General features: G+C 69.0%; 9 protein-coding genes. 3 read left to right on the forward strand and 6 right to left on the reverse strand.

The genetic code is table 11. The features are described 5' to 3' along the window. Nucleotides 1–546: 546 nt before the first annotated feature. Nucleotides 547–867 (reverse strand): SCO4225 family membrane protein, encoded by a 321-nt coding sequence (locus tag ACFY8O_RS18730; protein ID WP_387903673.1) that lies wholly within the window; start codon nucleotides 865–867, stop codon nucleotides 547–549. Between the two features lie 450 nt (nucleotides 868–1,317). On the opposite strand from ACFY8O_RS18730, the gene ACFY8O_RS18735 reads away from it, so the two are divergent. Continuing rightward, a complete protein-coding gene (locus ACFY8O_RS18735; protein ID WP_387903675.1) occupies nucleotides 1,318–1,764 on the forward strand; it encodes a DUF5707 domain-containing protein in 447 nt (148 codons plus the stop codon). 204 nt (nucleotides 1,765–1,968) lie between these two features. Further along, nucleotides 1,969–5,151: an AfsR/SARP family transcriptional regulator gene (locus ACFY8O_RS18740; protein WP_387903676.1), complete on the forward strand. Its 3,183-nt coding sequence runs from the start codon at nucleotides 1,969–1,971 to the stop codon at nucleotides 5,149–5,151. 378 nt (nucleotides 5,152–5,529) lie between these two features. On the opposite strand, the gene ACFY8O_RS18745 is transcribed toward ACFY8O_RS18740, so the two are convergent. Then, complete coding sequence (locus ACFY8O_RS18745; protein ID WP_387903678.1) at nucleotides 5,530–5,892, reverse strand: DUF1304 domain-containing protein; 363 nt, start codon at nucleotides 5,890–5,892, stop codon at nucleotides 5,530–5,532. A 558-nt stretch (nucleotides 5,893–6,450) separates the two neighbouring features. Beyond that, complete coding sequence (locus ACFY8O_RS18750) at nucleotides 6,451–6,780, reverse strand: beta/gamma crystallin domain-containing protein (protein ID WP_387903680.1); 330 nt, start codon at nucleotides 6,778–6,780, stop codon at nucleotides 6,451–6,453. A 564-nt stretch (nucleotides 6,781–7,344) separates the two neighbouring features. On the opposite strand from ACFY8O_RS18750, the gene ACFY8O_RS18755 reads away from it, so the two are divergent. After that, entirely contained in the window at nucleotides 7,345–7,872 is a 528-nt protein-coding gene (locus ACFY8O_RS18755) for a GNAT family N-acetyltransferase (protein ID WP_145812918.1), read from the forward strand. A 139-nt stretch (nucleotides 7,873–8,011) separates the two neighbouring features. Here the strand turns inward: ACFY8O_RS18755 and ACFY8O_RS18760 are convergent, their stop codons facing one another. From ACFY8O_RS18760 to ACFY8O_RS18770, 3 genes are all read right to left on the reverse strand, one after another. Beyond that, on the reverse strand, nucleotides 8,012–11,035 hold the full coding sequence (locus tag ACFY8O_RS18760) for an AAWKG family protein (protein WP_387903683.1): 3,024 nt from the start codon (nucleotides 11,033–11,035) through the stop codon (nucleotides 8,012–8,014). Between the two features lie 34 nt (nucleotides 11,036–11,069). After that, entirely contained in the window at nucleotides 11,070–11,525 is a 456-nt protein-coding gene (locus tag ACFY8O_RS18765; RefSeq protein ID WP_145812914.1) for a type VII secretion system-associated protein, read from the reverse strand. A gap of 107 nt (nucleotides 11,526–11,632) precedes the next feature. Next, nucleotides 11,633–11,956 carry a WXG100 family type VII secretion target gene (locus tag ACFY8O_RS18770; RefSeq protein WP_387903686.1) on the reverse strand — a complete coding sequence of 108 codons (324 nt, stop codon included), beginning with the start codon at nucleotides 11,954–11,956 and terminating at the stop codon, nucleotides 11,633–11,635. Between the last annotated feature and the right edge of the window lie 90 nt (nucleotides 11,957–12,046).

Genomic DNA, 12,046 nt, shown 5'->3' on the forward strand with positions numbered 1-12,046 from the left:
CGGGCCCCTGCCGACCGCGACGGTACGTCGGTCCCGCACATGCATGGTCGGGCTCCGCAGCGCCCGGGCGGTGGCGAGCACACCCGCGGATGGCCACGGGACCCTCGCCGCTCGGAGGTCGTGCTCGTCCGATGTTTCATCCCGGGACAGCCTGTGCTGTGTGTCCTCGGGGCGTGCCAGGAGGCGGTGTTCTCGCTGGTGAGGCGGCGGGCCATGAGGCCGGGAGCAGAGGCTTTGCTCTCCACGCCGATGCCGTGGGTGGCGGCGTGCTCGACAAGGTGCCGGCACCCGGTCCTGTACGCGGACCCCGCCAGTGCGCGCCCGGCCGCACAGCGATGACGACGGACGCACACGACCGCGAGGACCGGACATCCGTCCTGGGACGAGACAGGAGTACGTGGCCTCCCGCCCCATCCACCCGCGAGCGCGCGACGGTGCGGGAACCAGGTGTTGTCACTCGTGACCGCTCGCTCCTGGTGGACGGTGTCGGCAGGCGTTGTCACGGGTGAGGGCCACCGAGCCGCAGCCTTCCCCGGGTGCCGCGGCTCAGGAAGCCGGGTTCGCACGGCCTCCGCGCCGCAGTGCACGGGCACACCAGCCTATGACCGCGGCGTTCACCAGTGCGGCAAGGAGAACGACGACGGTGACCATCACCAGACCACCCGGCAGGACGAGCAGCACGAGGCTGGTCGGGGCGGTGGCGAGCAGCGGGAAGATGATCGCCATGGACTCGCCCGAGTCGTCACCGATGCTCACCACGATGGCCCACACGAACAGGGCGGCACAGAGCACGAGGTAGGCGAGGGCGAACACGTTGCCGAAAACACGGCGCAGTCGGTGGAAAAAGGATCGGCCTGAATCGGTCACGGCGAGTGGGCTCCTGGATCGCGTGGTTGTGGTGGGCGTGACGCGGGCTTCTATCGGAAGGGCTCCCCAGCCGTACGGGGGAATCGTCGCCTGTGCCCGGGCACGTCGTCAAAGTCCGGATGGATCGCCACGATCGGGTGTCGGTTCGCGTCACGACGGGACAAGGCTACCGTTGCAGATGAACCGGCCGGCACCGGCTGAGGTCGGGTTCCCCTCTCCTACCTGGGATGCACCGGCGGACCGGCGGGTGGACGCCGATGGGCGTTCTCCAACTCTGGTTAGACGCAGCAGTCATCCGACCGTCCGAGGAACGCGCGGTGTCCCGGCCGTAGTCTCGAACACATCGGGAAACGACTGGCGAACGGCTCGACCAGCGTCTTTCACTCCGGGCCGTGTTCGGCCCCGAGTCTCCCGCATCCCGTCTGCTCCACAAGATCCGGAGGATCTCCCATGTCCAAGCGTGTGCTCTTCTCGTCGCTCGGTGTCGCCGCCCTCGGCGCGGTTGCCGCAGGTGGTCTCGCCATGGCCTCGACCGGCGCGGAGCCGACCCTGACAAACGGCTCGGCCCGCTACACAGCCCCGTCCGCTGCGAGCACCGGCTCGCTCACCTTCACCGCGGATGTACGGGACGACTCCGGCATCAAGGGGCTCAAGGTCGTGGCCTGGCCCGCGAGTTCGAAGCTCGACCCGACGGCGGAGGAGATGCGGCACACCGAGGACGCGAAGTGCCTCCGAGTCTCGGACGGTGTCTCCCGCTGCACCTACGCGCTGAAGGTGACGAAGGAGGAGGCGGCCGAGCTGGACCAGGGCACCTGGTACGTCTCGGCCCTGGCAACCGCCAAGGACGGAAACACGCTGTTCGTTCCCCGCGCCGCCACGTTCGACGTCGGGCGCTGACTCGCCCTCGCCGCCCGGCATCTCCCAGGTGCCGGGCCCAGGCCGGACGCGGGCTGTGTCTGCGGGCGGGGTTCCGCGTTCCGCGCTCCGACAGGAGGGCGAGTGCCCTGACAGGCCGGAGGGCGGGACGAGGCGGAACGTGCCGGCAGGCAGTACAGGGTGCAGAGGGCAATACCGTTGAGGGGGTGCCGGGTGGAAACGGTCATGGCTGTGAGAGATGAGTTCGACTTCGAGTTGCTGGGGCCGCTGGTGGTCCGGCGTGCGGGCGCGGTGCTGGATCCGGGGCGCCGCAGGCAGCGGCTGCTGGTGATCCGGCTGCTCCTCGCCGATGGTCGTACGGTCGCTTCCGACTCACTGTGCGAGGAGTTGTGGCCGCAGCAGCCGGGCGGCGGGGCGACTGCTTCACTGCACGCCCACGTCAGCAAGCTCCGCGCGGTCCTGGAGCCCCGGCACCTGCGCGGGCGAGGGTCTTTCGGCGTGCTGGTCACCGAGCCCGGCGGATACGCCCTGCGCGTGCCCGCCGAGTCTCGCGACACCGTGCGCTTCGAGCTGGCCATGGTCTCGGCGAACCGGCTGCTCGACCAAGGGCGGCCCGCGGAGACGGTACGGGAGGCCGAGAGGGCTCTGCGGATGTGGCGCGGTGCCGCGCTCGCCGATGCCGCGCACCACCTGTTCGCCGCTCCTGAGACTGCGCGCCTGGAGGAACTGCGCCAGACCACCCAGGAGATCCGTACCAGCGCACTGCTCCTGAGCGGCCGGACGCCGCAAGCCATCACGGCGGCGCAGGAACTGACGGCCCAGAACCCGCTGCGCGAGTCCGGCTGGGCCCTCTTGCTGCGGGCGCTGTACCTGGCCGGCAGGCACCCCGAGGCGCTCCGGCGCTACGCGGACCTGCGCCGGCACCTCGCCGACGAACTCGGTCTCGAACCCGGCCCCCAGCTGCGCGCTCTGCACGACGGCATCCTCCGTCACGACCTGCCGCCGCTGCTCCTCCCCGGCACAGCGGGAGCGGGTGCACCGGTGACCACCGGGGCTGCCGCAGGAGGCCGCGCGGGCTTCGGAGACACGGCAGGCAGCGGCGAGAGGGTCCGGCCGACCGGGGGCAGGGCCCAGGAAGGGCTGGACGAGACCGTCCGCCTCGGCACGCGTCCTGTCACCGCGGCTCGCGAGGACGTGCCGTGCGGGCCTCTCGCCGAGGCGACGCCGGCCGAGACGAGAGCCGGTTCGACGGCCCCCACCGCGAAGGACGCCCCACCCGGGGAGGGCAGTGGCGGTGTGCCGGCACCCACGGCGCCCCCGATGCAGCTGCCTGGTGATCTGCCGGTGTTCACCGGGCGCACGACCGAGAGCGCGTGCCTGTCCGCCGTGCGCGGTGCGCCCGGGCGGCCGGGACCGGCTGGTGCTCCCGTCGTCGTCATCGGCGGCGCCCCCGGTGTCGGCAAGACCGCGTTCGCCGTCCACCACGCCCACCAGATCGCGGCCTCCTTCCCTGACGGCCAGCTCTTCGTCGACCTGTGCGGATTCCATCCGCACGCGCCCGCGGTGGAACCCGGCGACGCCCTCCACGGCTTCCTCACCGCTCTCGGCGTCCCCGCCCTGCGTATCCCCGAGAACACGGCCGACCGCAGCACCATGCTGCGCAGCCTTCTTGCCGACCGACGCGTGCTGCTGGTCCTGGACAACGCCCGCGACGAGCAACAGGTACGCCCCCTGCTGCCCGCGGGAACCGGCTGCCTCACCCTGATCACCAGCCGCAACCTGCTCGCCGGCTTGATAGCGACGGACGGCGCCAAGCCCTTCATCCTCCCCATGCCCTCACCGGCGGAGGCCCACGAAGCACTGGCTCGGCGACTGGGAGCACAGCGGCTTGCCACCGAGCCGGCCGCCGCGGCCGAGATCGTCGAGCTGTGCGGGCGGCTACCCCTGGCGCTCGCCGTGGTCGCCGCTCGGGCCGAACTCGACCCCGCCTTCCCCTTGCACGCCATAGCCGACGACCTGCGCGATGCCCACGGCGGCCTGGACGCGTTCACGGGCTTCGACACCGCCACCGACGTCCGGGCGGTGTTCTCCTGGTCGTACCGGTCCCTGGATGAGTCCGCCGCCCGGCTCTTCCGCCTCCTCGCCCTTCACCCCGGGCCTCGCATCAGCGCCCCGGCCGCCGCCGACCTCGCCGGTCTCCCCCTGCCCCAGACCCGTCGGCTGCTCGACCGTCTGACCCGGGCCTGCCTGGTCGAGCAGCCCCGGCCCGGCCAGTTCACCCTCCACGACCTCTTGCGCGTCTACGCCGGCGAACTCACCCACGCCCACGACGACGCCGATGAACGCGACGCGGCCACCTGTCGGGTACTGGACCACTACATGTTCACCGCCCACGAAGCCGACCGGCTGCTCAAGCAGGACACGTTGCCCCACCTCGACCTCGGCCCCGCACGTGCGGGGGGCACCCCCCAGGTCCTCACCGACGCGGAAGCAGCGAACCGGTGGCTGTCCACCGAGCGCGAGGTCCTGACCAGACTCCTGCACACCGCCGTCGACCAGCGAAGGGATCGCCATATCACCGGGCTTGCCTGGGCCCTGAAGGAACATCTGAGCCGTCAGGAGTTCTGGCCCGAAGCGATCACCGCGATCACCCCCGCCCTGGAGGCGGCCCGACGCCGGGGTGACCGCCTTCAGGAGGGCCGCTGCCACCGCAGCCTCGGTGGCCTCCACGGCTACCTCGGCCATCAGGAACAGGCTTTGGGCCACCTCGAAAGCGCAGCCAGGCTCTTCCAGGAGATCGGCTCGCTCGGCGAACAGGCCCGTACACAGCACGGCATGGGTGTGGTGCTGCACCAGTTCGGTCGGCTCCGCGAGGCCCTGGTGCCCGCCGGGCGGGCGCTGGCACTGGCCCGGGCCGCGAGGGACGACGTGTGGACGGCCGAGTGTCTCAACGGGCTCGCCTGGCTTCACTCGAGTCTGGGCCGGCCGGAGCAGGGCCTCGTGCACGGTGAAGAGGCCATCGCCCTGTTTCAGGGCCTGAACGCCCCCTGGCGGGAGGCGATCTGCTGGGACAGCCTGGGTTACACCCTTCATCTGCTCGGGCGCTACGAGGAGGCGGTTGCCACCTATCAGAGGGCACTGGACGTGTTCGAGGATCTGGGGGATCACAGGAATGCTGTCGGCTCGTTGATGCGGCTGGGCGACACCTGCCTGGCCATGGGCGACCGGGAAGCCGCTCGAGCGCACTGGGTACGCGCGCTCGCCGACGCTGAACAGCAGGCGCTGTGCCACAGTACTCAGCAGGTCCGCCAACGCCTCACCGGCCTGGACACCGAAGCGGGCCCCTCTCCCGTCGCATCCGAGAAGGCCGGCCGGGAGCCGTCGGGTCCCGGAGCCGAGAAACGGTGATCCGGTATCGCCGCTGGTCAGCTGGTGGGACCTCGCAGATGCTGTCACCACCAGGAGGTGACAGCGTCTCCAGCCGATCCCACTCCACTCGCCGGATCCGCACGGCCATACGGCCGGTCCGGCCCCACCACCTGGTCCGCGACGCAAAGGCCCGGATGTTTGGGTACTGCCCGGAACACCTGGTGCGACCTGGTGACACGCGGTCGGACCAGGCTCCCGCCGGTGCATGGGGGCATACGCCAACGGCGAGCGTGTGCATGCCGGTCCAGCCGCGGCGGCGACCCAGATCTCGATCAGTGGGGGCGGGGTGCGTTCGTCAGGAGGTCTGCCGGGATGCGGCCCAGGTTCGGCTCGGTGCGGGCGTCGGCGGACAGGAGGTCACCGGGCCAGCAGGACTGCGGCAAGTGCCAGCGCGCCCGGCAATGCCTGCGCGAGAAGAATACGCCGGTTGGCGGTAAAGCCGCCGTACAGGCCCGCTACGAGCACGCAGACGAGGAAGAAGAGCTGGAACCGGTGACCGGTCGGCTCCTCGGCCAGCAGGCCGCAGACCAGTCCGGCAGCCAGGAATCCGTTGTACAGGCCCTGATTCGCAGCCAACGGCACGGTCGCACGGGCCATCGCCGCGTCGAAGCCGGAAAGCTTCCGGCCCGGCCTCTTCTCCCAGAGGAACATCTCCAGAACCAAGATGTACACGTGCAGCGCGGCCACCAGACCGACCAGTACATCTGCCGTGATCTGCATCAGCTGTCCTCATTCTGTAGAGCATTCCGGATGAGCCCGCACTCCCTGGCTGCTTGGGCGTGGGCTGCTTCGGCCCCCGAGCAAAGCGCGGAGAGCCGAGGCGTCGGATCAGGTCCGCCCTCATGTCCCCCGCCGCCCGGGAGTCATCGCGCCCAGGACGCCGTCCGCTGCCAGGAGCGGGTAGGCCGACGTCCAGAGAGAACACGCTTTCACGACCGGGCATCGCCTGCACAGCCGGACGGCCGGTTCGCGTCGGACCCGTCATAGGCATCAGGAAATCTCGCTGCGCTTTCCCCTCGCCCCGTCGTCCAGAACGGCTCAGCAGTTCACCGCACGCCCCCGCGCCGCGTGGAGCGACCGGCGATCTATCCTCGGCCGGCAGGCCGAACGCACGATTCGAGGAGAACGTCGCAGGACGGCGGGCCGCTGAGTGGACAGATGACGCGCGACACCGGGCTCCCGGCTACGGCACGTGTGGCAGCAGGCGGGAGCAGGAAGCCGACCTGTGCCAGGGCCGTCAGGCCCCGGCACAGGTCGTCGCTGTGGACGCGCGGTGGGTCAGCGGATCTGCAGGAGGGACAGCGTGTGGTTGAGCCCTTCAACATCCCGGATGCTCGAATACCTGGGCATGTACCTGACCTGGTTGCCCAGCACGATGTCGATGTCGTTGTTGCCCGAGCTGATCCTGTAGACGTTGGGGAGCATGGGGGCGATCACGCCCTCGTTGGCGAAGCACGCGGTCTGGCCGCCGTTGTACTCGACCTTGACGAAGTCCGTCCGATCGCCGCAGGCAGTCTGATTGGTCGCGGCAGCCGGGAGGGCGGAGACGAGAGCGGTCATGGCTCCCGCCGCCACAACGAACGCGATTCGCGAGACGGAACGCTTCATAAGTGGAATTTCCTTCCGTGGTGGTGCTGTACTGCGGAACAGCATGGTTGACCGCCCCTTCCTCGCTGGGCGCAGAGGGGGCAGCCGGACGATTCACGAGGTGAATGGCTGGGCAAGCCCGGTCCATGGCCGGCCGTCGCGCACAGAGGCACGGAGGCGGCGGCGGGGCGAAGAGTTTTCGTGTGGTCCCGTCGACCGGACGCCTGTGCGTCCTGCTGATTCAACGTGGAGCAACAGGCCTGGGTTCACCGCTCGTTGGATATTCTCCTCACCGCTTCGGTCCGCCGGCTCGGGGACGTTCTGAGCGCGGCCCTCGGGAAAACAGTGACGGCTGTGGGGCGTGCGCCCGACGCCTGTGGGTCCGGGTGGCCCATGGGGTCGTCCGGTCCGTGAGCGCCGTCGAGGGGCCGTGCGGAACCGGGGGTGGGCGGTAGCTCCGCCCGGCGACAGATTCCGCCCCCCACACACTGCCTGCTACGTTCCACCCTGTTCGCCTACCCCCGATTCCTGCGGTTCGTACAGGCCGGCCGGTCTCATCCGACGCACCACGACGAAGGTCAGCCCATGCGCGACAGCACCAGAATCCGCCTGATAGAGCCCGCCGATGCTGCCCCGATCGCCGTGCACCGGACGCGGGACGTCGAGGCCTTCCGGCCGTGGGAACCGGACCAGCCGGCTGACTTCTTCACCCCGGAGGGCCAGGCGGAGCGGATCGACAGGCTGCTGGCCGGATACCGGGCCGGTACGGTCTGGCCGGGCGTGGTACTCGCCGACGACCAGGTGATCGGGCAGGTCACCGTCGGAGGCGTCCTGCCGCAGCCGCACTTGCGCCGCGGCTCCCTCGGATACTGGATCGCCGGCGCCGCCCAGAACCAGGGGCACGCCGGACGCGCCGTCGGGCTCGCGCTCCGGGTGATGGCGGATGAGCTCGGATTGCACCGCGCCGAGGCGTCCACCAACCTGGAAAATCTGCCGTCACAACGGGTGCTGCGCCGCAACGGCTTCAGCCCGTACGGCGTCGCGCACTCCTCGATCCTTCTCGACGGGAAGTGGCGGGACTCGCTGCTGTGGGAGCGGATCGTCGGCGACTGACTGTTCGTTCCACGGCGAGGTCCGCCGGCGGCGGACGCATATGAGGCTGCATGCCAGTCAGAGCAGGCCCCGAGGGGGGTCCGCCCCTACGGGGGTCATTGCCAGGTACCCCCGCGCTCCGGGGTCAGTAGCCGTCGGCTCACCGGCCCAGTGCCTGCGGAGCACCCCCTTCGTCGGCCCCCCACACGTCCTCCTCCTCGGCGGTCCACGTGGTGCGGGTCCGGTCGCTGCTGGTCCGCTGTCCTCGCTCGTTGCTGCCGGCCATCGGCGGCGCGAAGGGCATCCCGGTGCTGGTGGAGACCCGCCGTGCGGCAGGGATGGTGCTCTCTCCGGCCTCCGCCGGTCGGCCGGCCCGAGCGGGTCGGCGGACGATGGAGGAGTCCAGCACGTTGCGCTGCCGCCCGCCTCCGGACTGGTCCTGGCCGCCGCCCGCACCACCACCCATGCCACCGCCCATGGGGGGATACATGCCCGGACTCATGGCCCCTGCTCCAGCAGAGGCGGCGGCTGAGCCCGCACCCCCGAGGGAGGGGTCGTCGGTCTGCGCCGCCGCATAGGCGTTGCTGCCCAACGGGCCGTACGCATCCTCACCCGTGTCGGCGGAGGACCGGGATTCCGCAGTCCTGCCGTCCAACCCGGCACCGGCCGGCATGCCCGAGTCGTAGGCGGCGGGAGTGTAGGCGCCTGCGTCGAAGGTGCCCGGTGCGTAGACGTTGTCGCCCGGTGAGGAGGGAAGGGAGACATGCGGCTCGGAGATCGTGGCGAGCTTGTCCCGGACGATCTCCTCCGGGGTACGGGTATCCATCCCCAGCTCGTCGTACTTCTGGTTGATGTCGGCGATCTGGCGTTCGTACTCCTCCTGCGCCTCCTGCCGGTTCGCCGCACTGTCCCGCATCACGTCGTCGTACTGCTCTCGGGCTTCGGCAAGGTCCCGGTCGGCTTCGGTCCTGGCGGCCTGCTGCTGCCGATCGGCCGCGGCGACGGCCTTGTCGTACTCCGCCCTCGCCTTCTCGGGGTCCTCACCCCGTGCGATGGCGTTGTCGTACTCGGCCTTGGCGTCGGCTCGTGCCTGGTCGGCCTGCTGCTTGGCCTGTTCGTAGCTGTCCTGGGCATCGGCCCTTGCCTGCTCGTAGTCCGCCTTGGCGTCCTGCGTCTGCTGGTCGATGTCATGTCGGGCGGCGTCGTGAGCAAGCTGCGCCTGGAGGGTCTCGCGCTGGTGATCAGCCTGGAGGTCGGCGTTGCTCGGGGCGGGTACGTCGGCACCTTCGACGAGGGCACGGGCTGCCGCGAGGTCCTCGCTGTTCGTCGCCCGGAGCTCTTCCTGGTACTTTTCCGCATCGGCCCGGTCCTGGTCGTACTGCTTCTGCGCCTCCTCCTGCACCTTTTTCTGCTCGGCGCGCGTCTGAGGGCTCGTCAGGGCACCGAGCCCGGCCGACGAGGCGGTGAGCGCCTGGGCGTCCGCCCAGTCCAGGTCGTACTGCTTCCGCGCCTCCTCCTGAGCCTTCTGCTGATCGGCCTGCGCCTGGGTACCGGCCAGGGCACCGAGGCCGGCCGACGAGGCGGTGAGCGCCTGGGCGTCCGCCCGGTCCTGGTCGGCCTGCTTGCGCGCGGCTTCAGCGTATTCAGCCCCCTTGGCCCGCTCCTCGTCGTTCTGCTTGCGCGCCTGTTCTGCGTACTCCTCGGACTTGGCTCGCTCCAGGTCGTTCTGCTTGCGCACCTCGGCTTCGTACGAGTTCGTCTCGGCCCGGTCCTTTTCGCTCTGCTTGCGTGCCTCCTCCCGGCCCGTCTTGTAGTCCTCCTCGACCTGCTTCTGGAACGCCTTCTGCATTCGGGTGAGTTCGTCGTCCCCGCCCAGGCCGTTCAGTTGCTTCTTCTGCTCGGCAAGGAGCTTCTTGTTCTCCTCCTTGACCGAGATCTCGCCCAGAGAACTGGTGTCCTTGTCGGTGAGCTGCTTGGGGAAGGCGTCCACGGCGTCGGCGAGGGTCCTGTCGATTTTCGGGATCACCTCTTTGGCGATCTCACCGAGAGCGTCGTCGATGCTCTTCTGCCATCGGTTGACGGCCTCCTGGCCGATCGCTCTCCAGGTGTCCCACTCACTGAGCCACATCTGCTGGCCACCGACCTCGACGTAGCCCTTGTATTCCGCGGTCCGGACCGGGTACGACATCAAGCCGCGGGTCTCGAAGTCGACGAACGCCATCTGGTTGTCGAGGACCTGCCTGTAGATGTCCCACAGGTGGTCCAGCAGCCATCGGTGCGGGGAGCCCATCAGCCGGTGCCACCGCGACCACGCGGTGTGGAGCTGACGGGCGGCGTCGCGGTAGGCCAGCTGCGTCTCGGCGAGCGTCCGCCCCGGGTAGGTGGTGAAGACCTCGCCGTCCAGCACCAGGGACGAAGCGCCACCCTTGCCGGGCGGCGCGAGCTGCTCGACGTAGCCCTCGTAGTTCCGGCTCAGTTTGTGCACCATGTGTTTGAACAGGTTGGCCGCGCTGCCGGCCCACTCCGAGCTGCCCTCACCGATGTCCCGCTTCTCCCACTCGGCGAGCACCTTGGCCTGAGTGATGAGGAACCGGTTGACCCTCTCGAAGGAGAGCGCCACATCGGTGAAGGAGGGCAGGTGCACGGCGGCACCGTCGTCCACGCTCAGCCCGCTGTGCGAGAAACCGCGTGTGCTGTAGGGAGCGTTCATGATCTGCTCCAGGGCACCGCCGGAACCGTAGGAGTACTGGGCGAGCTTGGAGTTGTCCCAGGTGAACTTGGAGCCGTCGCTCTTCGTCAGGTGCTTGCTCGTCCACTTGCCGGGGCTCACGACCTGGCCGCCGGCCGGGATCTTGGTCTTCCCGTCGTCGCCGAGGGACGTACCGATGAAGGTGATGTGGGCCTTGTTGTGATCCAGGCCGTCCCCGTGCTTCGCCATGGTGTAGAAGGGCATGAGGAAGTCCTCTCCCTCACGGTGCCACCCACCGGAACTCGCGAATCCGGGAAGATACCCCGTACCGACGGGCCGGATGTTCTTGTCCACCCATATGTACATGAGTGGAATGTCGTGATTGCCTTTCATGTCATCGAACAACGTCTTCCGGTCGGCCAGCGTGTAGCCGGTGAGGGCGTCCACCGCCCTCTTCCAGTAGTCGTCGTTGGTCTTGTCGGTGGCTTCGGCCATCTCAGTTCTCCGTGGGCATCAGATGCTCGGGCAGCTACGACGCGCCCTGACCGCCGGCTGAACCGCGCCCACCGGACAGATCTCCGTCCACGTCCTCCCACAGATTCAGGAATTCCTCGCCGGTCATCTTGGCGAGGTTGTCCTGCTGTGCCTTGGTGAGCTGCGTAATGGTCTCGGCCATGGCGTCGTCGATGTCGTCGAAAAGGGTCTTCTGGTTCCGTAGCAGCACCGCAAGGGCTTCGGCGGTACTCTGCACCGCCGAGTTGAGCTTTCCGCCGCTCAGCGAATCATCCTTGGCGAGTGTGCCGATGATCAGCGGCTTGGTGGTGTCGATCGTGCTCTCGGTCTTGATGCCGGAGGCGACGTCCTCGATCGGCTGGGTGGACCCGTCCGCCCTGGTCATCCGATCGATCTCCCTCACGAATTCGTGCACCGGGCCGTCTTTGAACTTCTTCAGCCACGCAGCATTGAGGATGGTCGTGTTGGCCATGTCATCTCCCTGGCGAACGGGTCCCGGTGGATGGGTGGAACGAGTTCAGCGCTTACCCGGACGGGTGGTTGTGCGCCGTTGCGGGTGGCCCACGAGGTGGTGAGCTGTCAGCGGCCGATCTGTACGTCGGACCATCGCTGGGCCAGGCTGCCGGCGGTGTAGCGGTAGTGCTCCGAGATGTCGGTGAGGAGCCCGGAGTGCTCGGAGAGGATCGCGCCCATCTGCTGGAAAGCGCGGTCCCAGGCTTCCTGCTTCTTGCCGTAGACGTCGGCGTCGTCACCCACCCAGGACTTCTTGAGCTCGTTCAGCTCCATTTCCAGTGATGCCAGGGTTTTGCCGATCGCGCCGGTCTGATGAACCATGTCGTCGGCGGCGTTTCCCATGTGCGCGTAGTCCACATGGATGATGCCGTCGGTGTAGTCCTCATTCATCGCATCCTCTTCTCGGTCTCGGGTGTGAACGGCCCTGGGGGCCGGGAGGGGTGAGGTCAGCCGGCGAGGGCGTCGAAGACGGCCGACGAC

Origin of the sequence: Streptomyces argenteolus, assembly GCF_042902585.1 — a bacterium.
Taxonomy (GTDB): Bacteria; Actinomycetota; Actinomycetes; order Streptomycetales; family Streptomycetaceae; genus Streptomyces; species Streptomyces argenteolus.